A 25,198-nucleotide genomic window follows, 5' to 3' on the forward strand; every position below is an offset into this window, starting at 1 on the left:
CTTCAGAAGTGCCGTTCGCGGCCTGCGAACAGGTCGCGCAGGTTGCTGCGATGGCGCCATACGATCATTGCCGTCAACACAGTGATCGGCAGCAGGGCCTCTGGCTCGCGCCAGGCCAGCAACGGCAAGGTCAGTGGTGTGGCGATCAGTGCCGCCAGCGAACTGGTGCGGGTGAGGTAGAAAGTCAGCAGCCAGGCGCCGATGGCCAGCAGCGCGGCTGGGAAATACAGGGCCATGAGCATGCCGGCGGCGGTTGCCACGCCCTTGCCGCCCTGGAAGCGGAAGTACAGCGGGAACAGGTGGCCCAGCACTGCGCAAACGCCAATCCAGGCCTGCGCTTGCAGGTCCAGGCCGGCACCGCGGGCGAGCAATACCGGCAACAGGCCCTTGCACAGGTCGCCAAGCAGGGTCAGGATCGCCAGTTTGCGGCCTGCCAGGCGTAGCATGTTGGTGGCGCCGGCATTGCCTGAACCGCTGGAACGCGGGTCCGGGCTGCCCGTAAGGCGGCTGAGGACGATGGCGAAGGACAGCGAGCCAAGCAGGTAGGCGAGCAACGCCAGTAACCAAAACATGCTAACTATTCCGGGCGAGGACGCCCTGATTCTAACGGCGCCAGTCGCCCTTGTCGTGCTGTGGAGAGAAGTGCTTGGACAGAGTGTTCATCGAAGGCCTGGAAGTCGATACCGTCATCGGTGCCTATGACTGGGAGCGGGATATTCGCCAGTGCTTGCGCCTGGACCTGAGCTTTGCCTGGGATAACCGCCCGGCTGCGGCGGGTGACGACCTGAACCTGGCGCTGGATTATGCCAGTGTGTCGGCCCGTATCCAGGCGTTTGCCGAACAGGCGCGTTTCGAGTTGGTTGAAACTTTCGCCGAGCGCCTGGTGGCGACGTTGATGGAAGAGTTCCACATCCCGTGGGTGCGGTTGAAGCTGACCAAGCCGGGTGCGGTACCGGCGGCCCGTGGCGGTGTTGGCGTGGAGATCGAGCGCGGATGTCTCTGAGCACGGTTTACCTGGGGCTTGGCAGCAACATTGATCGCGAGGTGCACTTGTGCGCCGGGCTCGATGCGTTGGCAGGCATCCTGACCGACATGCGCTGCTCGCCGGCGTTCGAAAGCCAGGCGGTGGGGATCAAGAGCGGTCCGTTCATCAACTTCGTGGTGACTGGGCAGACTGCGTTGCCGTTGATCGAACTGGACCGCCGGTTGAAGTTCATCGAGGCCGACAATGGCCGCTATGCCCCGGACCGCAAGGGGCTGCCGCTGGATATCGACGTGCTGATGTATGACGACTTGCACGGCACGTTCGATGGGCTGGTGTTGCCTCGGGCCGAGATCCTGAAGAACGCCTTTGTGCTGTGGCCACTGTCGCTGCTGGCGCCGGAGCTTGTGCATCCGGGGGTAGGCAAGACAATGGCGCAGTTGTGGCAGGAGGCGCGGATTGATCAGGTGCTGGCGCCGGTTGCCTTTGAGTGGCGTGGGTTGCAGCTGACTCCCGTGTAAGCCTGTACCGGCCCTTTCGCGGCTAAAGCTGCTCCCACAGGTACAGCGACAACCTCGAGAGCAACGCCGTATCTGTGGGAGCGGCTTTAGCCGCGAAGGGGCTGGTATGTTCAACCGAGCTTGTAAGCTTCGAGGGCTTTCAGCCGCTCACCTTTGAGCGATTCACCCAAGGCCTGGCCAGTCAGCCCAACCTGCACCAACGGCTTAACATCCACTGCCCGCGCCGCCGCCGCTGCCCCTCGCAGGTAGTCGGCCTGTGGATAACCCGATTTTCCCTTGCCCAGTGCTGTCATCTCGCAAGTGATCAGGAAGTCCTCGAACCGCTGCGGCCGCCGGTACACGTCGAACTTCTGCAATAGCTCCAGGATTGTCTCGGCAGGCAGTTCCTGCGCCTGGTTGCCTAGCTCCAGGCACTCACCCGTCAGCAACGCCAGCTCCTGACACTCTCGCGGCGCCTTCAGGCGCTTGTTGATGGCTTTGATCGCGGCCGGTGTCAGCGACTGCAGCAGGCAGGCCCAGCGTACATGCAGGGGCTGTTCGTGCATTGCCGACTGTTCCAGCGCCGCCAGGGCCTGGGGGGCGTCATCTAGCTCTGGCAGCAGCTCCTGCAGGGCCCCACAAGCATGCAACACCTGGAAGAACACCTGCGGCTGCGCCTCCATCAGCGCCCGCTCGATTTCCTTCCAGCTGCGCTCGGCGGTCAGTGCCTGCAATTCGCCAGAGGCACTGATCTGACGCATCAGCTCAAGCGTCTCATCGGCAACCCGGAATCCCAGCGGTGCATAACGGGCAGCAAAGCGCGCAACTCGCAGCACACGCAATGGATCTTCGGCGAATGCCGGGGAAACATGGCGTAAAAGGCGCTGGTCGATATCGTCCTGGCCATGATAGGGATCGTATACCGTACCCGTCTCGTCCTCGGCCATTGCATTGATGGTCAGGTCACGACGGATCAGGTCTTCTTCCAGGGTCACATCGGGGCTGGCGTGGAAAGTGAAGCCGCCGTAGCCCCGCCCGCTCTTGCGCTCGGTGCGCGCCAGGGCGTATTCCTCGCCGGTTTGCGGGTGCAGGAACACCGGGAAATCAGCGCCGACCGGTCGAAAGCCCTTAGCGTGCATTTCCTCGACCGTGGCGCCGACCACCAGCCAGTCGATATCGCTGACAGGGCGGCCGAGCAGGCGGTCGCGCACGGCGCCGCCAACTTTGTAGATGTGCATGTGCAGCTCTCCATAACTGCCGACAGGATAACCCGTCGGCAGCCTTGAAGTTGCACTAGAGGTGGTGAATGACAGCCAGATCCATGCGGCCATAGTCGGCGCTTTCGCCGTGCTCGCCGCGTGGTGGCATGTGGTGGGTTTTCATCACCTGCTCGCCCTGGACGGTCTCCAGGTGGATGTCGAAGCCCCACAGGCGGTGCAGGTGCTTGAGCACTTCATCGGTAGAATCGCCCAGCGGTTTGCGGTTGTGTTGCTGGTGACGCAAGGTCAGCGAGCGGTCGCCGCGGCGGTCAACGCTCCAGATCTGCACGTTCGGTTCGCGGTTGCCCAGGTTGTACTGCGCCGCCAGTAGTTCGCGAATGGTCCGGTAGCCGGCCTCGTCGTGGATGGCAGGTACATACAGGTCGTCGCGCTGGTCGTCATCGAGGATGCTGAACAGCTTCAGATCGCGAATGACCTTCGGCGACAGGTACTGCAGGATGAAGCTCTCGTCCTTGAAGCTGCTCATTGCGAACTTGATGGTAGAAAGCCAGTCGCTGCCGGCAATGTCGGGGAACCAGCGCCGATCTTCTTCGGTCGGGTTTTCGCACATGCGGCGGATGTCGGTATACATCGCAAAGCCCAGTGCGTAGGGGTTGATGCCGTTGTAGTAGGGGCTGTCGAAGCCGGGCTGGAATACCACGCTGGTGTGGGATTGCAGGAACTCCATCATGAAGCCTTCGGTGATCAGCCCCTCGTCGTACAGGTCGTTCATCAGCGTGTAGTGCCAGAATGTCGCCCAGCCTTCGTTCATCACCTGGGTCTGGCGCTGCGGGTAGAAATACTGGGCGATCTTGCGCACGATGCGCACCACTTCACGCTGCCAAGGCTCCAGCAGCGGGGCGTTCTTCTCGATGAAATACAGGATGTTTTCCTGCGGTTCGGCGGGGAAGCGCGCATCATCTCGGTCGTTACCCTTGTCAGCGCTTTTCGGAATGGTCCGCCAAAGGTCATTGATCTGCCGCTGCAGGTGCTCCTCGCGCTCCTTCTGCCGCCGTCGCTCCTCTTCGGCGGAAATCGGATAAGGTCGCTTGTAACGGTCGACACCGTAGTTCATCAGGGCGTGGCAGGAGTCGATCAGATCTTCCACAGCATCGATGCCATGGCGCTCTTCGCACTGGGCGATGTACTGCTTGGCGAACACCAGGTAGTCGATGATCGAACTGGCGTCGGTCCAGGTGCGGAACAGGTAGTTGCCCTTGAAGAAACTGTTATGGCCGTAGCAGGCGTGGGCGATCACCAGTGCCTGCATGCACATGGTGTTTTCTTCCATCAGGTAGGCGATGCACGGGTCGGAGTTGATCACGATCTCGTAGGCCAGGCCCATCTGGCCACGGCTGTAGGACTTCTCCGTGCTGAGGAACTGCTTGCCGTAGGACCAGTGGTGATAACCCAGCGGCATGCCGACCGAGGCGTAGGCGTCCATCATCTGCTCGGCGGTAATGACCTCGATCTGGTTGGGGTAGGTGTCCAGGGCGTAACGCTCGGCCAGGCGGCTGATTTCCCGGTCGTAGGTCTGGATCAGTTCGAACGTCCACTCGGACCCGGTGGAAATAGGTTGGCGTCTCTGTGCTCTGGCGGTCATGTGGCTAACCTGCGCTGGAAGAGTTCACGGAAGACCGGGTAGATATCGCCGGCCGATACCAACTGCTGCTGGGCGAACGTGTCGGGGAAGGCTTCGCCGATGCGCTCGTATTCGTACCACAGCGCCTGGTGTTCACGCGGAGTGATTTCAACGTAAGTGTAGTACTGCACATGCGGCATGATCTGCTTGGCCAGGATGTCGCGGCAGATCGGCGAGTCGTCGTTCCAGTTGTCGCCGTCGGAAGCCTGGGCGGCGTAGATGTTCCAGTCGCTGGCCGGGTAGCGTTCGGCCATGACCTCCTGCATCAATTTGAGTGCGCTGGAAACGATGGTGCCGCCGGTTTCCCGCGAATAGAAGAATTCTTCCTCGTCGACTTCACGAGCGCTGGTGTGGTGGCGGATGAACACCACTTCGATGCGGTCGTAGTTACGCTTGAGGAACAGGTACAGCAGGATGAAGAAACGCTTGGCGATGTCCTTGGTGGCCTGGGTCATCGAGCCGGACACGTCCATCAGACAGAACATGACCGCCTTGGAGCTGGGGTTGGGCTGCTTGACCAGCAAGTTGTACTTGAGGTCGAAGGTGTCGAGGAAGGGCAGGCGGTTAATGCGTGCCTTCAGGCGTTCGATCTCGTGCTCGACTTCCTGGATATCGGTGAAGTTGTCCGGTTCCTCGACCTTCAGGCGGGCGAGTTCCTTTTGCGCTTCGCGCAGTAATGCGCGGCTGCTGCCGGTCAGGGCGATACGCCGGGCATGGGCTGAACGCAGTGTGCGCACGATGTTGATACGTGACGGGTTGCCTTCGTTGGCGATACCGGCGCGCACGGTCTTGAAAGTGTCGGCCCCGGTCAGGTGACGTTTGACCAGGTTGGGTAGCTCGAGGTCCTCGAACATGAACTCGAGGAATTCTTCCTGGGTGATCTGGAAGACGAAGTCGTCCATGCCCTCGCCGGAGTTGCCGGCCTTGCCGCGGCCGCTGCCACCGCCGCCGCCTTGTGGCCTTGGGATGTGTTCACCGGCGGTGAATTCCTTGTTGCCTGGATGCACGATGGTCTGCTTGCCCCCGCGACCATGGTGCAGCACCGGTTCGTCGATATCGCGCCCCGGAATGCTGATCTGCTCGCCATGTTCCATGTCCATGATGGAACGGCGGCTCACCGCCTCTTCGACGGCTTTCTTGATGTGTTCGCGGTACCGCCGCAGGAAGCGCTGGCGGTTCACCGTGCTCTTGTTCTTGCCGTTCAGGCGTCGATCTATAACGTAGCTCATGGTCCCTCCGGTAGCTGGGAACAGCTGCACGCTTCAAGCTACGAGCTGCTGCACATAAAGGCAGCAAAGCAGCTGCCGCCGCCCAGGGCTGGCATATCAGCCCTGGGCGCGCGGTGGGTAGCTTGTCGCTTTATTGCGATTTCCTGACCCGCAGGTACCATTCCGACAGCAGACGAACCTGTTTGTCGGTGTAGCCACGCTCCACCATACGCGTGACGAAGTCGTTGTGTTTCTGTTGGTCCTCCTTGCTTGCCTTGGCGTTGAAGCTGATGACCGGCAGCAGGTCTTCGGTGTTGGAGAACATTTTCTTCTCGATCACCACCCGCAGCTTTTCGTAGCTCAGCCAGCTCGGGTTCTTGCCGTTGTTGTTGGCACGGGCACGCAGCACGAAGTTGACGATTTCGTTGCGGAAATCTTTCGGGTTGCTGATGCCGGCCGGCTTCTCGATCTTCTCCAGTTCTTCGTTGAGGGCGATACGGTTGAGGATTTCGCCGGTTTCCGGGTCGCGGTATTCCTGGTCCTGGATCCAGAAGTCTGCGTACAGCACGTAGCGGTCGAAGATGTTCTGGCCGTATTCGCTGTAGGACTCCAGGTAGGCGGTCTGGATCTCCTTGCCGATGAACTCGATGTAGCGCGGGGCCAGGTATTCCTTCAGGTAGCGCAGGTAGCGTTCGCGCACCTCGGCCGGGAACTGTTCCTGCTCGATCTGCTGCTCCAGCACATAAAGCAGGTGCACCGGGTTGGCGGCCACTTCATGCGGATCGAAGTTGAACACCTTGGACAGGATCTTGAACGCGAAGCGGGTCGACAGGCCGTTCATGCCTTCGTCGACGCCGGCCGCATCGCGGTACTCCTGGATCGACTTGGCCTTTGGATCGGTGTCCTTGAGGTTCTCCCCGTCGTACACCCGCATCTTCGAGTAGATGTTGGAGTTTTCCGGCTCTTTCAGGCGCGACAGCACGGTGAACTGGGCGAGCATTTTCAGCGTGTCTGGCGCGCAGTGCGCCTTGGCCAGCGAGCTGTTGATCAGCAGCTTGTCGTAGATCTTGATTTCGTCGCTGACGCGCAGGCAGTACGGCACCTTGACGATGTAGATCCGGTCGATGAACGCCTCGTTGTTCTTGTTGTTACGGAAGGTGTGCCACTCCGATTCGTTGGAGTGGGCCAGCAGAATCCCGGAGTAGGGGATGGCGCCGAGGCCTTCGGTACTGTTGTAGTTGCCTTCCTGGGTGGCGGTAAGCAACGGGTGCAGGACCTTGATCGGGGCCTTGAACATCTCGACGAATTCCATCAGGCCCTGGTTGGCCCGGCACAGCGCGCCCGAATAGGCATATGCGTCGGCGTCGTTCTGCGGGAATTCCTCGAGCTTGCGGATATCGACCTTGCCGACCAGGGCCGAGATGTCCTGGTTGTTCTCGTCGCCAGGTTCGGTCTTGGCGATGGCGATCTGGTTGAGGATCGACGGGTACAGCTTCACCACCTTGAACTTGCTGATGTCGCCGCCGAACTCCTGCAGGCGTTTGGTGGCCCAAGGCGACATGATGGTGTTCAGGTAGCGCCGCGAGATGCCGTACTCTTCCTCGAGAATGGCCCCGTCTTCGGTGGCATTGAACAGGCCCAATGGCGACTCGAATACCGGCGAGCCCTTGATAGCGTAGAACGGTACCTTTTCCATCAGCTGCTTGAGTTTTTCGGCCAGCGACGACTTACCGCCGCCCACCGGGCCCAGCAGATAGAGGATCTGTTTCTTTTCCTCCAGACCTTGGGCGGCGTGGCGGAAGTAGGACACGATCTGGTCGATGCACTCTTCCATGCCATGGAAGTCGGCAAAGGCCGGATAGCGGCGGATAACCTTGTTGGAGAAGATTCGCGACAGTCTGGAGTTGGTTGAGGTGTCGATCAGCTCCGGCTCACCGATGGCCAGCAACAGCCGTTCGGCCGCCGATGCGTAGGCACTGCGATCCTCTTTGCACAGCTCGAGGTACTCCTGCAGCGAGAGTTCTTCCTGGCGCGTAGACTCGAAACGTTGTTGGAAGTGGCTAAAAATACTCATGACGTCACCTCGCTCGATACGTGGAGACGACGCCGGATCAGTCAGCTGATGCTGGCATGCAACCGGGGCTGCCGATTGCTGTATACCCCCCAGAACACCCTGTAACGCTACCGATGACCCGCACGCCGGTGTACCGGCTCTCCCCTTTTTCTGGATGGCCTGCGCTTAAGAATAGTTGGTTATCCGCAAGGTCAAGGGCGAGGGGCGGAGAAGTTGCGAACGACCGTTCGTCAGATAAGCCGCAAGCCCGCATGGGGCGCGGGCTGCAGTAAAAATGAAAAAATTATTCGGCAGTGCCCTGGGCGGTTTCGGCCGGGTAGGTGGCGCGCCACAGCTCAAAGCCGCCGTCGACGCTGTATACGTCCGAGAAACCCTGGTTCACCAGATAGGCCGCAGCACTCTGGCTGGAATTGCCGTGGTAGCACACCACCAGGGTTGGGGCGTCGAGGTCGGCATTGCGGATGAACTCGGCGACAGAATGGTTATCCAGATGCTTGGCGCCAGTGATGTGGCCGGCGGCAAAGGCCTGCGGGTCGCGAATGTCGACGACTACCGCACCTTGCGCGCGAAGGGCCAGGGCCTGTTCGGGAGGGATGCGCTTGAATTCGCTCATGGGTACGGCTTCCTTCAGGATTGATCGTTCAGTGTAGGCGTTTGGGCGGGGAGGCGTAAGTTGCCGTCGTCGCTGCAGTCACAGCGGTGATATTCGCCGCTATCGACGTTGTACAGGGTCATGGCACCGCCCCACACGCAACCGGTGTCCAGGGCGATGATGCCGGGCTCGTTGACCTGCCCCTGAAGGGCGGCCCAGTGGCCGAAAATAATCTTCACGTGGCGTGAGCGCCGGCCCTTGTGTGCGTACCAGGGCTTGTAGCCTTTGGGGGCGGTGTCCAGGCCTTCCTTGCTCTTGAGGTCGAGCTTGCCTTCGGCGGTGCAGAAGCGCATGCGCGTGAGGTAGTTGGTGATGACCCGCAGGCGTTCGATACCGCTGAGGTTCTTGCTCCACTTGTTCGGCTCGTTGCCGTACATGCCGTCCAGGTACAGTTTCAGGCGCTCGTCGTCGCGCAGCACTTCCTCGACCTCGGCGGCCAGCTCCAGGGCTTTGCCCAAGGTCCATTGCGGTGGAATGCCGGCGTGAACCAGGGCAATGCCACGAGGTTCGTCGTAATGCAGCAGCTTTTGCTGGCGCAGCCAGTCGAACAGCTGGTCGGCGTCCGGCGCTTCGATGATCTCGCGCAGGGTGTCGCTTTTCTTCAGGCGTTCGACATTGTGCCAGGCGGCCAGCAGGTGCAGGTCATGGTTGCCCAGCACGCATACCAGCGACTGGCGGATCGAATAAAGGAAGCGCAGGGTTTCCAGTGACTCGGGGCCGCGGTTGACCAGGTCGCCGACCAGCCACAGGCGGTCGACGGCGGGGTTGAAGTTGACCCGTTCGAGCAGGCACTTGAGTGGCTGCAGGCAGCCCTGCAGGTCACCGACGGCGTAGGTAGCCATCAGTGCAGCGCCCCGGGCACCGCCAGGCGGAAGGGGGCGATCTCGGCATCGAAGCGTTTGCCGTCTTCGGCGAACATCTGGTAGCTGCCCTGCATGGTGCCCACGCGGGTGCTGATGACCGCGCCGCTGCTGTAGGTGTGGCTCTGGCCCGGGTCGATATTGGGCTGCTGGCCGACCACGCCGGCGCCACGCACTTCCTCGACCTCGCCGTCACCGTTGGTGATCAGCCAGTGGCGCGACAGCAGCTTGGCCTTCAGCGAGCCATTGTTCTGCACGGTGATGGTGTAGGCGAAAGCGAAACGACTGTTTTCGGGGTCGGATTGTTCTTTGAGGTAGCGGGTCACGACGCTGACGTCGATTTTATAGCGAGGGTCGGACATGCAAGGGCCTTGGGCAAACTGACGCAATAATGCAGTCTAGGCCATTGAGAGGGGGAAGGGCCAGCGGTGAGGGGCTTGGGGATTTGTGTTGTCTGTCCCGGCCCTTTCGCGGGTAAACCCGCTCCCACCTGGCCGGCATGGGTTTCAAGGCATGCACAGCACCTGTAGGAGCAGCCTTGTGCTGCGAAGAGGCCATTACTGTCGAAGAAAATCTTTCGCCCTACTGGCTTCTTCGCAGCACAAGGCTGCTCCTACAAGGTACTGCGCAGATTTTGAGGGCTGTGGAGTACCTGTGGGAGCCGGCTTGCCGGCGATAGGGCCGGTACAGGAGATATCAGGCTTGTAGGTCTGCCAACTGGTCAGCCAGGCGCACGAAGGCGGCCAGATCCAGCTGTTCAGGGCGCAGGCTGCCATCCACGCCGGCAGCTTCGATGGCCGTGCTGTCGAGCAGCCCTTTCATGGTGTTGCGCAGGGTCTTGCGACGCTGGTTGAAGGCTTCGCGTACCACCTGCTCCAGCAGCTTTGCGTCCTTGGCCGGGTACGGCAGCACTTCGTGCGGCACCAGGCGGACGATGGCCGAGTCCACTTTCGGCGGCGGGTTGAATGCGCCAGGGCCAACGTTGAACAGGTGCTCGACCCGGCAGTGGTACTGCACCATGATCGACAGACGCCCCCAGTCACCACCGCCAGGGCCGGCGGCCATGCGCTCGACCACTTCCTTCTGCAGCATGAAGTGCATGTCGCGGATCAACCCGGCATGGCTGAGCAGGTGGAAGATCAGTGGGGTGGAAATGTTGTAGGGCAGGTTGCCCACCACCTTGAGGCTGCGCGGTGGCACGCCTAGCTGGTTGAAGTCGAACTTCAAGGCGTCGCCCTGGTGCAGGCGGAAATTGCTGCGGTCGGCGAACTTGTGCTGCAGGATCGGCACCAGGTCCTTGTCCAGTTCCACCACGTCCAGTTGTGCCCCGCTGCCGAGCAGGCCTTCGGTCAGGGCGCCCTGGCCGGGGCCGATTTCCAGCAGATGTTCGCCGGCTTTGGCGTTGATGGCACGCAGGATGCGGTCGATGATGCCGGCGTCGTGCAGGAAGTTCTGGCCGAAGCGCTTGCGCGCCCGGTGTTGGTATTGCTCGTTCATGGTCGGTTCTCGGCCATCTGGTAGGCGGTTTCCAGCGCGACGCGCAGGCTGCCGGTGTCGACCTTGCCGGTGCCGGCCAGGTCCAGGGCTGTGCCGTGGTCGACCGACGTGCGGATGATCGGCAGGCCCAGGGTCACGTTGACCGCAGCGCCGAAGCCTTTGTACTTGAGTACAGGCAAGCCCTGGTCGTGGTACATCGCCAGCACCGCGTCGCAGTGCTCCAGATATTTGGGGGTAAACAGGGTATCGGCCGGCAGCGGCCCGCGCAGGTCCATGCCTTCGGTGCGCAGGCGGGCCAAGGTCGGCTCGATGATGTCGATTTCCTCGCGGCCCAGGTGGCCGCCCTCGCCCGCGTGCGGGTTGAGGCCGCACACCAGGATACGCGGGTTGGCAATGCCGAACTTGTCGCGCATGTCGGCATGCAGGATACGGGTTACACGCTCGACGCGCTCGGCAGTGATGGCGTCGGCAATGTCGCGCAGCGGCAGGTGCGTGGTCACCAGGGCCACGCGCAGGCCACGGGTGGCCAGCATCATCACCACTTGCGCGGTGTGGGTCAGCTCGGCAAGGAATTCGGTATGCCCGGAGAAGGCGATACCGCTTTCGTTGATTACGCCCTTGTGTACAGGGGCGGTGATCATCCCGGCGAAATGCCCTTCCAGGCAGCCTTGCCCGGCACGGGTCAGGGTTTCCAGCACGAACGCGGCATTGGCCTTGTCGAGCTGGCCCGGCACCACCGGGGCCGCCAGGGGGGTATCCCAGACGTAAAGGCTACCCGCTGGCGCCGGCTGCTCGGGCCATAGGCCCGGCGCTACCGGCAGCAGGTTGACGGCCAGCCCCAGCTGCGTGGCCCGCTCGGCGAGCAGGTCACGGCTGGTGATGGCGATCAGGGGATGGGGCTGGGCGTCTGCGGCGAGCAGCAGGCACAGGTCAGGGCCTATGCCGGCCGGCTCGCCGGGGGTGACGGCAAAGCGCAGGGGCTTCACTGGGCGGCCTGGTCAGCGCCAGGCAGCTTGATTTCAACGTAGGCCTCGTCGCGGATCTGGCGCAGCCAGGTCTGCAGCTCTTCGTCGTACTTGCGGTTGCGCAGTACGTTCATGGCCTGTTGCTCACGAGCCTGCTCGGTGCTGTCGGTGGCGCGACGGCCCAGCACTTCCAGGACATGCCAGCCGTACTGGGTCTTGAACGGACGAGTGACCTCGCCTTGGGCGGCGTTGGCCATCTGCTCGCGGAACTCCGGTACCAGGCTGTTCGGGTCAACCCAGTTGAGGTCGCCGCCGTTGAGCGCCGAACCCGGGTCTTCCGAGAAGCTCTTGGCCAGCTCGCCGAAGTCCTCGCCGTTCTTGATGCGCTCGTACAGGCGTTCGGCCAGTTGCTCGGTGGCCGCCTCGCTGCGGATCTCGCTCGGCTTGATCAGGATGTGGCGAACGTGCACTTCGTCACGCAGCACGTTCTCGCTGCCACCGCGCTTCTCCTCGAGCTTGAGGATGATGAAGCCGTTGGGGATGCGGATGGGCTGGGTAATTTCGCCAACCGGCATGCTGCTGAGCATCTTGGCGAAGTCTGGTGGCAGCTGGCCGGCTTTACGCCAGCCCATTTCGCCGCCTTCCAGGGCGTTTTCGCTGGCGGAGCGGGCAATGGCCATCTGGCCGAAGTCCGCGCCCTGCTTGAGCTGCTGGTACACATCGCCAACCTGGCGCGCGGCGGCCTGGATGGCTTCCGAGTTGGCCGCTTCCGGGGTCGGGATCAGGATGTTGGCCAGGCGGTACTCTTCCGACATCTGCATCTTGCCAAGGTCGGAGTTGAGGAAGTTCTTCACTTCCTGCTCGGAGACCTGGATACGCTCGGCCACGCGGCGCTGGCGCACGCGGCTGATGATCATCTCGCGCTTGACCTGCTCACGGGCGTCGTCGAACGACATGCCGTCACGAGCCAGGGCGGCGCGGAACTGGTCCAGCGACATGCCATTGCGCTGGGCGATGGTGCCCATGGCCTGGTTCAGCTCTTCGTCGGTGATGCGGATGCCGGAGCGCTCGCCGATCTGCAACTGCAGGTTCTCGACGATCAGGCGTTCCAGCACCTGCTGATCCAGCGCACCGGCAGGCGGCATGCCGCCGCCACGCTTGGCGATGGTTTGCTGGACCTCGCGGACACGCTGGTCCAACTGGCTTTGCATGACCACGTCGTTGTCGACGATGGCCACCACGCGATCAAGAGGTTGTACCGCGGCATGCACCGCGCCACTCAGCAATGCAACGCCCAGCAACGCCGGGCGCAGTCGATCAATAAGCTTGGTCTTCACGTTCACGATAACCTTGAATGCCTTGGTCGAGGAAAGATTCGACCTTGTTGCCGACTACACCACCGAGGCCTTTCAGCACGATCTGAAGGAAGATGCCGTGGTCGCCTTTTTCGTTCGCCGGGAGGGCTTGGCTGAAGTCGTCGTAGTCGATCCAGTAACGGTTGATCAGACGCAGCTTCCAGCAGCAGTTGTCGTACTCGAAACCGCCCATGGCTTCCAGGGTGCGATTGCGGTTGTAGTCATGCTGCCAGCGAGCGATGACGCTCCACTGCGGAACGATCGGCCAGATGACCGAGAAGTCATGCTGCTGGATCTTGTAGTAGTCCTTGATGTAGTTCTCGCTGCCTGGGACGCCGTAATCGCCACCGCCCACTTTCCAGGTACCGGTCGTGGAGTCGTAGGAGATGGTGTCGTTACGGTAGCGATAACCGAGGTTGACCACTTTGTTCGGATTGTCTTCAGGCTGGTAATGGAACATCGCGCTGCCCGAGCGGGTGCTGCGGCTGTCCGGGTCCCAGTTGAAGTCCGAATTGAAGCGCCAGTCGCGGTTGAAGAAGTAGTTGTACACCAGCGCATACGGAGATACATCGGACTGCGAGTCGCTGCGGGTACGGTAATCGATACCAGGGAGCTGAACTTTGCGGTCCTTGAAATAGAAAGCCTGACCGATGCTGAAGTTCTGGCGTTCGAAACCGTTTTCTTCGATCCAGCGGGTGGTCACGCCCAGCGACAGCTTGTTCTCGTCACCAATGCGGTCGGTGCCGCTGAAGCGGTTGTCGCGGAATAGCGAATCGTAGCTGAACAGGGTTTCACCCGAGTCGAACAGCGGGATGTCCTTCTGGTCCTTGTACGGGACGTAGAGGTAGTACATACGCGGTTCGAGGGTTTGCTTGTAGTTGGTGCCGAACAGCGAAGTTTTGCGGTCGAAATACAGGCCGCTGTCCACGCTGAAGATCGGTACGTCGCGGTTCAGCGAGCTGTTGTAGCTGCCGTACGCTGGGTTGGCCGATTGCGCGATAGCCTGGGTTTTACCCTGGCTGTCCAAGTCCAGATCGTAGTGGGTATACGCATACTTCAGCTTGGGGGTCAGGAAGCCGTAGCTGGCTTCCATCGGCAGGCTGATCGATGGTGCGACGTTGAAACGGTTGCCGTTGGCGCGGGCGATGCCGCTGACGTTCTGGTCCAGGCGGCGACCAGGCGCACCCGCCGAAGTGTCGGGAAGGCCATCTTCGTTCAATACAAAGTCGTCTTTCAGGTCACGATCGAAACGGACTGCCTCGGTTTCGTAAGCAATATTGAGCCCACCTGGCTCGTACGGCAGCTTGCCATTGAAGGTAATCTGCGGCAGGCGATCATACGGGGTGATCTTCGAGATGGTCGCCATTTCGTAGGCATGCACATTCAACCGCGCGGTGTAGCTGTCACCACGGTAGGTCAGTGCACCCTGCTGGTTCAGCAGGTCCTGGGTTTCAATACCGATCTGGTCGGATTCCAGGTCCTGGAAGTAGAACGGGTCGCTGATGTCGGTGTAGTCCACCTCGGTCATCAGGCGCTCGTCCAGCCCGCCCTTGTGCTGCCAGTTGACCATCCAGCGCTGCTCTTTGTAGTCAGTCTGGTCTTTGCGGTCGTCGTTCTTGTCGTTGAGGTACGCGCCACCGAACTGGCCTTCGCTGGAAGGCGTCAGGTAGCGGAACTCGCCTTCCATCAGCAGGCCGCGCTTGGTCATGTAGCGCGGGTACAACGTGGCATCGTAGTTCGGCGCCAGGTTGAAGTAGTAAGGCGTGACCAGCATGAAGCCGGTATCGCTGGTGCTGCTGAACGATGGCGGCAGGAAGCCGGACTGGCGACGGTCGTCGATCGGGAAGTAGATGTACGGTGTGTAGAACACCGGGAAATCCTTGACCCGCAGCGTAACGTTGGTCGCGGTACCGAAACCGGTGGCCGGGTTCAGGGTGATGTTGTTGCCCTTCAGCTGCCAGGCGTTGCTGCCCGGTTCGCAGGTGGTGTACGTACCGTCCTTGAGACGAATGATGGCGTTCTCGCCACGCTTGGCGTACAGGGCACTGCCGCGGATGTGCGACTTGTGCATCACGTATTCGGCGTTGTCGACCTGGGCCTCGCCCGTGTCGAGCTGGATCTGTGCCTCGTCACCGACCACCAGCGAACCGTTGTCACGGATCTTGACGTTGCCCTTGAGCTCGCCACGGTTTTCGGTCTGGTAGAGGTTGGCCTCGTCGGCCTCGGCCTGCATGCTGCCCTGGCGCATCACCACGTCACCGGCGAGGGTAGCGATCTGCTGCTCTTGCTGGTACTTGGATACCTTGGCGTTGATGTAGGTCGGCGACTCGTCCTTCGGCGTGGTGTCGGCCATGCCAGGGCGGGTTGGCTCGATGTAGGCGCCACCGCAGTACGGGCCGGTTTCGGCCAGCTGTGCGGCAGTGAGCTTTTCACGCGGAACCCAGTCCAGGTGGCTGTAGTCTTCGCTACGCGACTTCAGGCCACGGCCCTTGGCCTCGGTGACCAGCATCGGCCGGTCCGCGGTTTCGCCTTCGCTCGCGGCTTCGGTGCCGGTGCCGGTGCTGACTGCAGCACCCTCGTGCACCGGGCGCGGCGGCAGGTTGTTGGTTGGGGTCTTGGGCTTGCAGTCCCAACCACCGGAGGCGGACACTTGGCAGTCGAACTGTTCGGCTGCCACCACGTAAGACGTGGCCAGAGGTTGCAGGGCCAGCAGACCGCCGGTTACCAGCAACGGAAACTTTCTACGAAACGCGGGGGATTTCAATGCCATCTTATTAGTCCGGGCTTCCTGCGTGCCATCTGCCCGCGTGTGGGGCCGCACGCCTCTCGATGGTCTGAAAAAGATGCTGGATAATAAAGCATGACCCGCTTGACGGCTAGGGCCGTCGGAGACCCTTGTAATGCCTGAACACGATGTACGCCTGCAACAACTGACGGTCTGGCTCGATGAGCAGCTCAATGATCTTTTCCGGAAAAACGCCTGGGGCGACGTGCCTGCAGGCAGCTTGACCGCGGCCAGCAGCGACGCCAGCTTCCGCCGTTATTTCCGCTGGCAGGGTGCCGGCCACAGCTTCGTGATCATGGATGCACCACCTCCACAGGAAAACTGCCGACCGTTCGTCGCCATCGACCACCTGCTGGCCAGTGCCGACGTGCACGTGCCGCTGATCCATGCCCAGGACCTGGAACGTGGCTTCCTGCTGCTGGGTGACCTGGGCCATCAGACATACCTTGATATCATTGATGCGGACAACGCCGACGGCCTGTTCGCCGATGCCATCGACGCGCTGCTGGCGTTCCAGCGCCTGCCGATGGACGCGCCGTTGCCCAGCTACGACGATGCGCTGTTGCGCCGTGAAGTCGAGTTGTTCCCGGAGTGGTACGTGGGTCGTGAGCTTGGCCTGGCCTTCAGCGATGCCCAGAAAGCCACCTGGCAACGAATCAGCCAGCTGCTGATCGACAGCGCACTGGCCCAGCCCAAGGTGCTGGTGCACCGCGACTACATGCCGCGCAACCTCATGCAGAGCACGCCCAACCCCGGCGTGCTGGACTTCCAGGATGCCGTGTATGGCCCGGTCACCTACGACATCACCTGCCTGTTCAAGGACGCGTTTCTCAGCTGGCCGCAGGCGCGGGTCGAAGGCTGGCTGCGCGACTACTGGCAGAAGGCGCAGGCTGCCGGCATCCCGGTGCAGGCCGATTTCGAGGCGTTCCAGCGTGCCAGCGACCTGATGGGTGTACAGCGCCACCTGAAGGTGATCGGTATTTTCGCCCGTATCTGCCACCGTGACGGCAAACCCCGTTACCTGGGCGACGTACCGCGCTTCTTCGCCTATATAGAAGAAGTGATCAGCCGCCGGCCCGAATTGGCGGAGCTGAGTGAGCTGATTGCCGAGTTGCGGGCCGGAGCGCGTGCATGAAGGCAATGATCCTGGCAGCGGGCAAGGGCGAGCGTATGCGCCCGCTTACCCTGCACACCCCCAAACCGCTGGTCCCGGTCGCCGGTCAGCCATTGATCGAGTACCACCTGCGGGCCCTGGCTGCGGCGGGCGTCACCGAGGTGGTGATCAACCATGCCTGGCTCGGCCAGCAGATCGAGGACCACCTGGGTGACGGCAGCCGTTTCGGCCTGAGCATCCGCTATTCGCCCGAAGGAGAGCCGCTGGAAACCGGCGGTGGCATCTTCAAGGCCCTGCCATTGCTGGGTGACGCGCCGTTCCTGTTGGTGAACGGCGATGTCTGGACCGACTACGACTTCGCGCGCCTGCAGGCTCCCCTGCAAGGCCTGGCTCACCTGGTGCTGGTCGACAACCCAGGCCATCACGGCCGCGGCGACTTCCGCCTGGTGGGCGAGCGGGTGGTCGATGGTGACGATGCGCCCGGCACGCTGACCTTCAGTGGCCTGTCGGTGCTGCACCCGGCGCTGTTCGAAGGCTGCCAGCCTGGCGCCTTCAAGCTGGCGCCGTTGCTGCGTCAGGCCATGGCTGCGGGCCAGGTCAGTGGCGAGCACTACCATGGGCACTGGGTTGATGTCGGTACGCTCGAACGCTTGGCCGAGGCCGAGCGCCTGATCGGCGAGCGTGCCTGACATGTGGTGGCCAAGCACGGTGATTGGTGTCGGTGCCGGCTTTGCCGTTGCCAGCATCCCCGGGGCCTTGCTCGGGGCGTTGCTCGGGCAGGCCATGGACCGTCGCCTGCGTTTGCAAGGCTGGGAGGACATGCGCGAACGCCTGGGTGGGCGCCCGGCGTTGCAGGACGACGAATTGCTGTTCGTGATGCTCGGGCGCCTGGCCAAGAGCGATGGCCGGGTGGGCGAGCAGCATATTCAGCAGGCGCGCCAGGAGATGGTGCGCCTGGACCTGGCCGAAGAGGCTCGGCTGCGTGCGATTGCTGCGTTCAACCGCGGCAAGGCGGGCAAGGACCGGCTGGGTGGGCACCTGCGGCGCATTCGCCAGCAGCCGCATGCGGCCGAAGGTACCCTGCGTGCCTGTTGGCGCATGGTCTGGGCCGACGGCAAGATGGGCAACAAGGAGCGTGAACTGCTGCTGGACTGGGGGCAGAAACTGGGCCTGAGCCGGCGGCAGGTGCAGGCCATGTCGCTGGAGTACGAACCACGCAAGGCGGCGGGGCCGGAAGGGGTCGCCATGACCTATGCGGCGGCGTTGCGCTTGCTGGCGGTCGAGGCGGATACCGATGGCGACAAGGTCAAGCAGGCGTATCGTCGACTGGTCAGTCGGCATCACCCGGACAAGCTGGCGGGTACTGGTGCCAGTGAGTCGCAGGTGCGTGAAGCGACTGAACGGACCCGGGAGTTGCATCAGGCTTATGCCATGATCCGCAAGCGGCGCGGGCTTTGATGGCCCTATCGCCGGCAAGCCAGCTCCCACAGGTATTGCACTGACCCTGAACACTGTGGCGTACCTATGGGAGCTGGCATGCCGGCGATAGGGCCATCATGGCAAACCTTACCCCTGCGGACTCATCCACCCCCGCACCCGGCGGAACAGTTGCTCCTGCTCGGCCGCCTTGTTCCCCGGCATGGCAATCAGCGACAACTGCCGGTACTGGCTGTCCTTTTGCCGCTTGCTGGCCTGCAGGCGCTGTGCGGCTGCATTGCGGTCACTGCTGCGGGTGGCGTAGTAGATGTCGGCAGTCGGCACTTTCAAGGTTGGCGCCAGGCTTTCCAGGTCATGCTCCACCCGTGCTGGAGTCTGCGCGGCAACCATTACCAGTTTCTGCACCTGTGGTGGCCGTTTCTCGCTCAGGTAGCGGGCCGCCCAATATGCGCCGCTGCCATGGCCGATCAGCACGATGCTGCGGGCGTTGTGCTGCTGGGCAAAGGCCACCGCAGCATCCAGGCGGGCGAAAATGCGCTCGGCATCGGCTGGGTCGGTTTGTTCGCTGGCCTGTTTGGCGTCAGTGCTCTCTGCGGTGTCGGCATCGGCTGCGGTAGCCTGGGCGACGTTGGCATTGGCATCGGCCGGCATTTCCTTGGCCGGGGCGCTTTCGCCCTTGTCTGGCTGCGGCTCGGCAGCCGGCTTGGCCTCGACTCGCGCCTGCGGGCTGTCGGCGAGCAGGTCGGGCAGGCTGATGCTGAGGCTGTGCCAGCCGATATCGGGGAACTTCTGCCGCAGCGGGCCGACCGCATTCGGCCAGTCAGCCGTTTCGCCAGCCCCCGGGACGATGATGACCGCGCCTTGTGGATCGCTGTCGTTGGCCGGTTTCCACAAGGCCAGGAAGCTGTCGGCACCGGCCTGAAGGGTCTGCTGTTCGGCCTTGGGCACCAGCCGTTCAAGTGCTTGGGCATCCTCCTGGCTGCGTTCCAGCAGCGGCGGGCGAGGAGCTTGGGCAACGGGTGCCTCGGTGGTGGTGGATGGTTTTTCGGCATCGGCGGCCAGGGCGCCGAGTGGAAGGATCGAGGCCAGGCAGCACATTGCCAGCGTCGTGCGATAAAGTGTGGACATGAGTCAACCCGGGGCCAGAATGATACCGGCAGCCTAATGGTATTTGCCCGTGACGGCCATGCTGCATGGCCGCTTTGCCAAGACGAGCGTGTAGATGAAGCGAGTGCGTCGCCTGTTGGTTATCGGCTGCTTGTGGCTGCCCTTGATTGCATTAGCCAGACCGGAGGCGGGGCCCACGGTTGCCCTGGAACCTGCCCAGCAGCAATGGCTGGATACCCATCGGAGCCTGCGTGTCGGCCTGGTGTTGCAGGCGCCCTACGCTCAGTTCGACCGGCGCCTGCAGCAACTGTACGGTGCCAACGTGGAATTGGTGAGCAGCCTGGCGCAGGCGCTGCGGCTGGACCTTACCTGGCGCAACTTCGCCGACCAGGCCAGCCTCGAACATGCCCTCCAGGCCGGCGAAATCGACTTTGCCCCGGGGCTTACCCAGACCCCCGCCAGTCTGCGTCTATGGCTGTTCAGCGACCCTTACATGCGCGTGCCGCAACTGGTGGTGGGGCCGCGCACCGGGACGATGGCCGTGGAACTGGAAACGCTCGGAGCCGAGCAGCGGGTGGCGGTGCGCATGCCCAGCCAGCTGGCGGACTACCTGCGCGGTAACTACAGCAACCTCAACCTGCAAGGGGTACCCAACGAGCGCGAGGCCCTGCAATTGGTGGTGGGCGGCCAGGCCAGTTTCGCCGTGCTGGATGAAGCTCAGCTCAGCCGCCTGTCGCGCGAAAGCGAGTTCGGCGAGCTGGCTGTGGTCGGCGATATCGGCCTGCCGCAACTGTTGCGCATCGGTTCGCGGCGCGACTGGCCGCTGCTGGCTGATGTGCTGGAGCGCGGCCTGCAGGCGCTGCCGGCCAAGGAACTGGAGCAACTGCACCAGCGTTGGCTGCAGCCAAAGTACCCACGCCTGAGCGAGTCGACAGGGTTCTGGAAGAACCTGGCACTGCTGTTCGGCTTGCTGCTGTTGTGCGCGCTGGCCACCCTGGCGTGGCAGCGTCGGCAACAGCGCCAGTTGGAGCGCAGCCTGCTGGCCACGCGGGAAAGTCTTGTGGAGCGGCAAGTGCGCGAAGAAGCGTTGCGCCTGAGTCAGTTTGCCATCGACCAGAGCACGGTGGGCATCCTCTGGGTCAACTGGGACAGCCACGTACGCTACGCCAACCATGCCGCCGAGCGCATGCTGGGCTACGGCGAAGGCGCACTGCTGGAGCGGCCGCTGAGCGACTTTGAACCCAGCCTGACCATGGATCGCTGGCTGGAGCTGTGGAAGGGCGCACGTACCGGGGCGGGCGGTGTTGGTCAGTTCGAGACGCAGTGCCGCCGGGCTGACCACAGCCTGTTGCCGGTCGAGCTGTCGCTGAGTTTTCTGCGCTTTCGTGACTCCGAGTACCTGGTGGTGTACCTCGCCGATGTCACCGAGCGCTACCGCGCCCTGGCGGCCCTGCGCGAAAGCGAGGCGCGGCTCAAGGGCATTGCCGGCAACGTGCCGGGGCTGGTGTTCCGCCTGGAGCGCGACCCGGCCGAGGGCGACCTGGAATTCCCCTACATCAGCGAAGGCAGCGAGGCCTTGGTGGGCTATTCGCCCAGTGAGATCCAGGACCCGCAGATGGGCCTGCGCAACCTGGTGCACCCTGAGGACCGTGCCGATTACCACCGGGTGCAGGACCTGGCCCTGGCCAGCGACCAGGACTGGTCCTGGCAGGGGCGCATCCTCACCCGCCAGGGTGAACAGCGCTGGGCCGACATCAAAGCCAGTACCCGGCGCCTGGGTAACGGCCAGGTGGTATGGGACGGTGTGGTTTGGGACATCACGCAGGGCAAGCGGGCCGAGTTGGCGCTGGCCAGGTCCCAGGAGCAGCTGCGCGAACTGTCGGCCCACCTGGAAAGCGTGCGTGAGGAAGAAAAAGCCCGCATCGCCCGAGAAGTGCACGATGAACTGGGGCAGATGCTGACCGTGCTCAAGCTGGAAGTGTCGATGTGCGAGCTGGCCTTCGCCGAGCTGGACCCGGGGCTGAACGAGCGGCTGGCCAGCATGAAGCGCCTGATCGCCCAGCTGTTCCAGCTGGTGCGCGACGTAGCCACTGCCTTGCGTCCTCCGATTCTCGATGCCGGCATCGCCTCGGCCATTGAATGGCAGGCGCGGCGCTTTGAAGCACGCACGCAGATCCCCTGCCTGGTGCAAGTACCGGATAATCTGCCAGCATTGAGCGATGCCAAGGCCATCGGGCTGTTCCGTATCCTCCAGGAGGCGCTGACCAACGTGATGCGCCATGCCCAGGCGCATAGCGTGGAGATCGAACTGGTGCGTGAGCACGGGCAATTGCGCATGACCGTCAGCGATGACGGCCAGGGCTTTTGCCGTGACCAGCCTCGGCCCACCTCGTTCGGCCTGGTAGGGGTACGTGAGCGGGTGCTGATGCTGGGCGGCAGCATGGCGCTGGACAGTGAACCGGGCGAAGGCACCAGCCTGAGCGTGGCCATACCGTTGGAGTAGGAGAGCGATCGTGATTCGAGTGCTGGTGGCCGAAGACCACACCATTGTCCGTGAGGGCATCAAGCAGTTGATTGGCCTGGCCAAGGACATGCAGGTGGCGGGGGAGGCCGGTAACGGCGAGCAGTTGCTGGAGACCTTGCGCCACACCCCGTGCGAGGTGGTACTGCTGGATATCTCGATGCCGGGCGTGAATGGTCTGGAGGCGATTCCGCGAATCCGCGCGTTGCAGGACGCCCCGGCGATCCTGATGCTGTCGATGCACGATGAAGCGCAGATGGCGGCGCGGGCGCTGAAGGCCGGAGCGGCGGGCTATGCCACCAAGGACAGCGACCCAGCGTTGTTGCTGACCGCGATTCGCCGGGTTGCCGCTGGCGGGCGCTATATCGACCCGGCGCTGGCCGACCGCATGGTCTTCGAGGTGGGCCTGACCGAGTCGCGGCCGTTGCACACGCTGCTGTCGGAGCGAGAGTTTTCGGTGTTCGAACGCCTGGCCCAGGGCGCCAACGTCAACGACATCGCCCAGCAGTTGGCGCTGTCGAGCAAGACCATCAGCACCCACAAGGCGCGCCTGATGCAGAAGCTGAAAGTGAATTCGCTGGCTGAGCTGGTGAAGTACGCCATGGAGCACAAGCTGGTCTGATTGCGACATGCGCTTCCTGCGTCCTGTAGCGAATCCTGTGGGAGCGGGTTTACCCGCGAAAGGGCCTGACCTGCCATCTGCGGTGCCTGGGCTGGCCTCTTCGCGGGTGAACCCGCTCCCACAGGGGCGTGCCGGAGGGCTGAGAGAAATATTCCAAACCCGCCATCTTTGTAGGGGAATCCCTACAACAAATCTTCCATCCGGATGATGGCATTCTCTCAGCACCCCCGATTTTCCGGCGCTTGCCGCTTGTCTAGTCTATGCCTACGCAGTCATCCAACAAGAAGGTGCAGGCATGAGCGAGGCGAAGTCGAACGCTGCAACCAGCGAAACGCTGGTCAGCTTCCGTGGTGTGCAGAAGAGCTACGACGGCGAGTCGCTGATCGTCAAAGACCTCAATCTGGATATTCGCAAGGGCGAGTTCCTTACCCTGCTTGGCCCGTCCGGCTCGGGCAAGACAACCAGCCTGATGATGCTGGCCGGCTTCGAAACCCCCACCGCTGGTGAAATCCAGCTGGCCGGGCGTTCGATCAACAACGTGCCGCCGCACAAGCGCGACATCGGCATGGTGTTCCAGAACTACGCGCTGTTCCCGCACATGACCGTGGCCGAGAACCTGGCGTTCCCGCTGACCGTGCGCAACCTGAGCAAGACCGACATCAGCGAGCGGGTAAAGCGGGTGCTGAACATGGTCCAGCTCGATGCCTTCGCCAAACGCTACCCCGGCCAGCTGTCCGGCGGCCAGCAACAGCGTGTGGCCCTGGCCCGGGCACTGGTGTTCGAGCCGCAGCTGGTTCTGATGGACGAACCGCTGGGCGCGCTGGACAAGCAGCTGCGCGAGCACATGCAGATGGAGATCAAGCATATCCACCAGCGCCTGGGCGTGACCGTGGTGTATGTGACCCACGACCAGGGCGAAGCGCTGACCATGTCCGACCGGGTGGCCGTGTTCCATCAGGGCGAAATCCAGCAGATCGCCGACCCGCGCACGCTGTACGAAGAACCCTGCAACACCTTCGTCGCCAACTTCATCGGCGAGAACAACCGCATCAACGGCACATTGCTGGCCAGTGATGGCAAGCGCTGCCAGGTGCAGTTGCCGCGTGGCGAGCGGGTCGAGGCGCTGGCGGTGAATGTCGGCCAGGCCGGCGAGCCGGTGACCCTGTCGATCCGCCCGGAGCGCGTGCGCCTGAATGGCCACAGCGAAAGCTGTGTTAACCGTTTCTCGGGCCGGGTGGCGGAATTCATTTACCTGGGCGACCACGTGCGGGTGCGCCTGGAAGTTTGCGGCAAGGGCGATTTTTTCGTGAAACAGCCGATTGCCGAGCTCGACCCGGCCCTGGCCGTGGGCGATGTGGTACCGCTGGGCTGGGAGGTGGAGCACGCCCGCGCGCTCGATCCGATTGCCGAAGCCCATTGATGGATTGCTTCACCAACCCTGTACTGTGGAGAGAATAATAATGCGCAAGCAGTTGAAACTGACCGCCCTGGCCCTGGGGCTGTTCGCCGCTGGCCAGGCCATGGCCGCAGACCTGACTGTTGTCTCGTTTGGTGGTGCCAACAAGGCGGCCCAGGTGAAGGCGTTCTACGAACCGTGGGAGAAGGCCGGCAAGGGCAAGATCATCGCAGGCGAGTACAACGGCGAGATGGCCAAGGTCAAAGCCATGGTCGACACCAAGAGCGTGTCGTGGAACCTGGTGGAAGTGGAGTCGCCAGAGTTGGCCCGCGGCTGTGACGAGGGCATGTTCGAAGAACTCGACCCGGCCCTGTTCGGTAATGAGGCCGACTATGTGCCGGGTGCCATTCAGCCATGTGGCGTTGGCTTCTTCGTATGGTCCACGGTGCTGGCCTACAACGCCGACAAGCTGAAGACCGCACCGACCAGCTGGGCCGATTTCTGGGATACCAAGAAATTCCCGGGTAAGCGCGGCCTGCGCAAGGGCGCCAAGTACACCCTTGAATTCGCCTTGATGGCCGACGGTGTGGCACCGAAGGATGTGTACCAGGTGCTGGGCACCAAAGAGGGCGTGGACCGCGCCTTCAAGAAGCTCGACGAACTCAAGCCAAGCATCCAGTGGTGGGAAGCTGGCGCCCAGCCGCCGCAGTACCTGGCCTCGGGTGACGTGGTCATGAGTTCTGCCTACAACGGCCGCATCGCTGCGGTGCAGAAAGAGAGCAACCTGAAGGTGGTGTGGAACGGCGGCATCTACGACTTCGATGCCTGGGCCATCCCGAAAGGTGCCAAGGATGTCGAGGAAGCGAAGAAATTCATCGCCTTCAGCGTGCAGCCAGAGCAACAGAAGACCTACTCCGAGAACATCGCCTATGGCCCGGCCAATTCCAAGGCCGTGAGCCTGCTGTCGGACGCTGTGAAGAAGGACATGCCGACCACGCCTGAAAACATCGCCAACCAGGTGCAGATCGACGTGGCCTTCTGGGCTGACAACAGCGAGCAGCTGGAGCAACGCTTCAACGCCTGGGCGGCGAAGAAGTAAACGACCAGTGTAGGGGGCCGCTTTGCGGCCCATCGCCGGCAAGCCAGCTCCCACAGGGGGCCGCTGCCCTGGAGCCAGCGCAGTATCTGTAGGAGCTGGCTTGCCTGCGATGGGCTGCGCAGC

General features: G+C 62.6%; 22 protein-coding genes. 9 read left to right on the forward strand and 13 right to left on the reverse strand.

The annotated features are described in order from the left end of the window. Window positions 1–2: 2 nt before the first annotated feature. A complete protein-coding gene (plsY, locus tag M1D87_RS02120; protein ID WP_004375186.1) occupies window positions 3–572 on the reverse strand; it encodes a glycerol-3-phosphate 1-O-acyltransferase PlsY in 570 nt (189 codons plus the stop codon). A 74-nt stretch (window positions 573–646) separates the two neighbouring features. Here plsY and folB point away from each other — a divergent pair, with 74 nt between their 5' ends. Both folB and folK read left to right on the forward strand, forming a co-directional pair. After that, window positions 647–1,003 (forward strand): dihydroneopterin aldolase, encoded by a 357-nt coding sequence (gene folB / locus M1D87_RS02125; protein WP_004375185.1) that lies wholly within the window; start codon window positions 647–649, stop codon window positions 1,001–1,003. Then, complete coding sequence (gene folK / locus M1D87_RS02130) at window positions 994–1,503, forward strand: 2-amino-4-hydroxy-6-hydroxymethyldihydropteridine diphosphokinase (RefSeq protein WP_123084603.1); 510 nt, start codon at window positions 994–996, stop codon at window positions 1,501–1,503. The genes folB and folK overlap by 10 nt, the downstream gene beginning before the upstream one ends. A gap of 110 nt (window positions 1,504–1,613) precedes the next feature. Here folK and M1D87_RS02135 read toward each other — a convergent pair whose 3' ends face one another. The 11 genes from M1D87_RS02135 to M1D87_RS02185 all read right to left on the reverse strand — a co-directional run bounded on the left by M1D87_RS02135 (window position 1,614) and on the right by M1D87_RS02185 (window position 15,764). Beyond that, the gene (locus tag M1D87_RS02135) at window positions 1,614–2,720 is read right to left on the reverse strand and encodes a multifunctional CCA addition/repair protein (RefSeq protein ID WP_123084602.1); all 1,107 of its coding nucleotides are present in this window, start codon (window positions 2,718–2,720) and stop codon (window positions 1,614–1,616) included. A 55-nt stretch (window positions 2,721–2,775) separates the two neighbouring features. Further along, window positions 2,776–4,344: a SpoVR family protein gene (locus M1D87_RS02140; RefSeq protein ID WP_039613245.1), complete on the reverse strand. Its 1,569-nt coding sequence runs from the start codon at window positions 4,342–4,344 to the stop codon at window positions 2,776–2,778. Then, the gene (locus M1D87_RS02145) at window positions 4,341–5,612 is read right to left on the reverse strand and encodes a YeaH/YhbH family protein (protein WP_013970586.1); all 1,272 of its coding nucleotides are present in this window, start codon (window positions 5,610–5,612) and stop codon (window positions 4,341–4,343) included. Before M1D87_RS02145 ends, M1D87_RS02140 begins: the two co-directional genes overlap by 4 nt. Before the next feature lie 130 nt (window positions 5,613–5,742). Beyond that, window positions 5,743–7,665, reverse strand: coding sequence for a PrkA family serine protein kinase (locus tag M1D87_RS02150; protein WP_013970587.1), 1,923 nt, complete (start codon window positions 7,663–7,665; stop codon window positions 5,743–5,745). 283 nt (window positions 7,666–7,948) lie between these two features. After that, window positions 7,949–8,278, reverse strand: a complete 330-nt coding sequence (gene glpE, locus M1D87_RS02155) for a thiosulfate sulfurtransferase GlpE (RefSeq protein ID WP_061303896.1) — start codon at window positions 8,276–8,278, stop codon at window positions 7,949–7,951. A gap of 14 nt (window positions 8,279–8,292) precedes the next feature. Continuing rightward, window positions 8,293–9,159, reverse strand: coding sequence for a symmetrical bis(5'-nucleosyl)-tetraphosphatase (locus M1D87_RS02160; RefSeq protein ID WP_123084600.1), 867 nt, complete (start codon window positions 9,157–9,159; stop codon window positions 8,293–8,295). Next, window positions 9,159–9,539 carry a Co2+/Mg2+ efflux protein ApaG gene (gene apaG, locus M1D87_RS02165; protein ID WP_013970590.1) on the reverse strand — a complete coding sequence of 127 codons (381 nt, stop codon included), beginning with the start codon at window positions 9,537–9,539 and terminating at the stop codon, window positions 9,159–9,161. The genes M1D87_RS02160 and apaG overlap by 1 nt, the downstream gene beginning before the upstream one ends. A gap of 334 nt (window positions 9,540–9,873) precedes the next feature. Further along, window positions 9,874–10,674, reverse strand: a complete 801-nt coding sequence (gene rsmA / locus M1D87_RS02170) for a 16S rRNA (adenine(1518)-N(6)/adenine(1519)-N(6))-dimethyltransferase RsmA (protein WP_123084599.1) — start codon at window positions 10,672–10,674, stop codon at window positions 9,874–9,876. After that, window positions 10,671–11,660, reverse strand: a complete 990-nt coding sequence (gene pdxA / locus M1D87_RS02175; RefSeq protein WP_038408583.1) for a 4-hydroxythreonine-4-phosphate dehydrogenase PdxA — start codon at window positions 11,658–11,660, stop codon at window positions 10,671–10,673. Before pdxA ends, rsmA begins: the two co-directional genes overlap by 4 nt. Beyond that, the gene (locus M1D87_RS02180) at window positions 11,657–12,976 is read right to left on the reverse strand and encodes a peptidylprolyl isomerase (protein ID WP_015268722.1); all 1,320 of its coding nucleotides are present in this window, start codon (window positions 12,974–12,976) and stop codon (window positions 11,657–11,659) included. The genes pdxA and M1D87_RS02180 overlap by 4 nt, the downstream gene beginning before the upstream one ends. Next, window positions 12,957–15,764 carry an LPS-assembly protein LptD gene (locus M1D87_RS02185; RefSeq protein ID WP_123084598.1) on the reverse strand — a complete coding sequence of 936 codons (2,808 nt, stop codon included), beginning with the start codon at window positions 15,762–15,764 and terminating at the stop codon, window positions 12,957–12,959. Before M1D87_RS02185 ends, M1D87_RS02180 begins: the two co-directional genes overlap by 20 nt. A gap of 130 nt (window positions 15,765–15,894) precedes the next feature. On the opposite strand from M1D87_RS02185, the gene M1D87_RS02190 reads away from it, so the two are divergent. From M1D87_RS02190 to M1D87_RS02200, 3 genes are read left to right on the forward strand one after another with little or no spacing between them, the layout of a single operon-like run. Next, window positions 15,895–16,914: an aminoglycoside phosphotransferase family protein gene (locus tag M1D87_RS02190; RefSeq protein ID WP_013970595.1), complete on the forward strand. Its 1,020-nt coding sequence runs from the start codon at window positions 15,895–15,897 to the stop codon at window positions 16,912–16,914. Next, window positions 16,911–17,582, forward strand: a complete 672-nt coding sequence (murU, locus tag M1D87_RS02195) for an N-acetylmuramate alpha-1-phosphate uridylyltransferase MurU (RefSeq protein WP_023662470.1) — start codon at window positions 16,911–16,913, stop codon at window positions 17,580–17,582. The genes M1D87_RS02190 and murU overlap by 4 nt, the downstream gene beginning before the upstream one ends. A gap of 1 nt (window position 17,583) precedes the next feature. Beyond that, window positions 17,584–18,351 (forward strand): TerB family tellurite resistance protein, encoded by a 768-nt coding sequence (locus tag M1D87_RS02200; RefSeq protein ID WP_100413373.1) that lies wholly within the window; start codon window positions 17,584–17,586, stop codon window positions 18,349–18,351. A gap of 108 nt (window positions 18,352–18,459) precedes the next feature. Here the strand turns inward: M1D87_RS02200 and M1D87_RS02205 are convergent, their stop codons facing one another. Next, window positions 18,460–19,458, reverse strand: coding sequence for an alpha/beta hydrolase family protein (locus tag M1D87_RS02205; protein ID WP_123084597.1), 999 nt, complete (start codon window positions 19,456–19,458; stop codon window positions 18,460–18,462). A 94-nt stretch (window positions 19,459–19,552) separates the two neighbouring features. Here M1D87_RS02205 and M1D87_RS02210 point away from each other — a divergent pair, with 94 nt between their 5' ends. The 4 genes from M1D87_RS02210 to M1D87_RS02225 all read left to right on the forward strand — a co-directional run bounded on the left by M1D87_RS02210 (window position 19,553) and on the right by M1D87_RS02225 (window position 25,075). Continuing rightward, window positions 19,553–21,940, forward strand: coding sequence for a PAS domain-containing sensor histidine kinase (locus M1D87_RS02210; RefSeq protein ID WP_123084596.1), 2,388 nt, complete (start codon window positions 19,553–19,555; stop codon window positions 21,938–21,940). Window positions 21,941–21,947: 7 nt separating this feature from the next. Further along, complete coding sequence (locus M1D87_RS02215) at window positions 21,948–22,580, forward strand: response regulator (RefSeq protein ID WP_169774891.1); 633 nt, start codon at window positions 21,948–21,950, stop codon at window positions 22,578–22,580. Between the two features lie 295 nt (window positions 22,581–22,875). Beyond that, window positions 22,876–24,000, forward strand: a complete 1,125-nt coding sequence (locus M1D87_RS02220) for an ABC transporter ATP-binding protein (protein WP_012270208.1) — start codon at window positions 22,876–22,878, stop codon at window positions 23,998–24,000. A gap of 40 nt (window positions 24,001–24,040) precedes the next feature. Continuing rightward, entirely contained in the window at window positions 24,041–25,075 is a 1,035-nt protein-coding gene (locus M1D87_RS02225; RefSeq protein WP_015268730.1) for an ABC transporter substrate-binding protein, read from the forward strand. Window positions 25,076–25,198 lie beyond the last annotated feature (123 nt).

It is taken from the genome of Pseudomonas sp. SA233, from assembly GCF_054792385.1.

Coding starts and splice junctions, on each gene's coding strand:
- plsY (WP_004375186.1), bottom strand. CDS start 572: ATGTTTTGGTTACTGGCGTTGCTCGCCTACCTGCTTGGCTCGCTGTCC.
- folK (WP_123084603.1), top strand. CDS start 994: ATGTCTCTGAGCACGGTTTACCTGGGGCTTGGCAGCAACATTGATCGC.
- M1D87_RS02135 (WP_123084602.1), bottom strand. CDS start 2,720: ATGCACATCTACAAAGTTGGCGGCGCCGTGCGCGACCGCCTGCTCGGC.
- M1D87_RS02140 (WP_039613245.1), bottom strand. CDS start 4,344: ATGACCGCCAGAGCACAGAGACGCCAACCTATTTCCACCGGGTCCGAG.
- M1D87_RS02145 (WP_013970586.1), bottom strand. CDS start 5,612: ATGAGCTACGTTATAGATCGACGCCTGAACGGCAAGAACAAGAGCACG.
- M1D87_RS02150 (WP_013970587.1), bottom strand. CDS start 7,665: ATGAGTATTTTTAGCCACTTCCAACAACGTTTCGAGTCTACGCGCCAG.
- glpE (WP_061303896.1), bottom strand. CDS start 8,278: ATGAGCGAATTCAAGCGCATCCCTCCCGAACAGGCCCTGGCCCTTCGC.
- M1D87_RS02160 (WP_123084600.1), bottom strand. CDS start 9,159: ATGGCTACCTACGCCGTCGGTGACCTGCAGGGCTGCCTGCAGCCACTC.
- apaG (WP_013970590.1), bottom strand. CDS start 9,539: ATGTCCGACCCTCGCTATAAAATCGACGTCAGCGTCGTGACCCGCTAC.
- rsmA (WP_123084599.1), bottom strand. CDS start 10,674: ATGAACGAGCAATACCAACACCGGGCGCGCAAGCGCTTCGGCCAGAAC.
- M1D87_RS02185 (WP_123084598.1), bottom strand. CDS start 15,764: ATGGCATTGAAATCCCCCGCGTTTCGTAGAAAGTTTCCGTTGCTGGTA.
- M1D87_RS02190 (WP_013970595.1), top strand. CDS start 15,895: ATGCCTGAACACGATGTACGCCTGCAACAACTGACGGTCTGGCTCGAT.
- murU (WP_023662470.1), top strand. CDS start 16,911: ATGAAGGCAATGATCCTGGCAGCGGGCAAGGGCGAGCGTATGCGCCCG.
- M1D87_RS02200 (WP_100413373.1), top strand. CDS start 17,584: ATGTGGTGGCCAAGCACGGTGATTGGTGTCGGTGCCGGCTTTGCCGTT.
- M1D87_RS02205 (WP_123084597.1), bottom strand. CDS start 19,458: ATGTCCACACTTTATCGCACGACGCTGGCAATGTGCTGCCTGGCCTCG.
- M1D87_RS02210 (WP_123084596.1), top strand. CDS start 19,553: ATGAAGCGAGTGCGTCGCCTGTTGGTTATCGGCTGCTTGTGGCTGCCC.
- M1D87_RS02220 (WP_012270208.1), top strand. CDS start 22,876: ATGAGCGAGGCGAAGTCGAACGCTGCAACCAGCGAAACGCTGGTCAGC.
- M1D87_RS02225 (WP_015268730.1), top strand. CDS start 24,041: ATGCGCAAGCAGTTGAAACTGACCGCCCTGGCCCTGGGGCTGTTCGCC.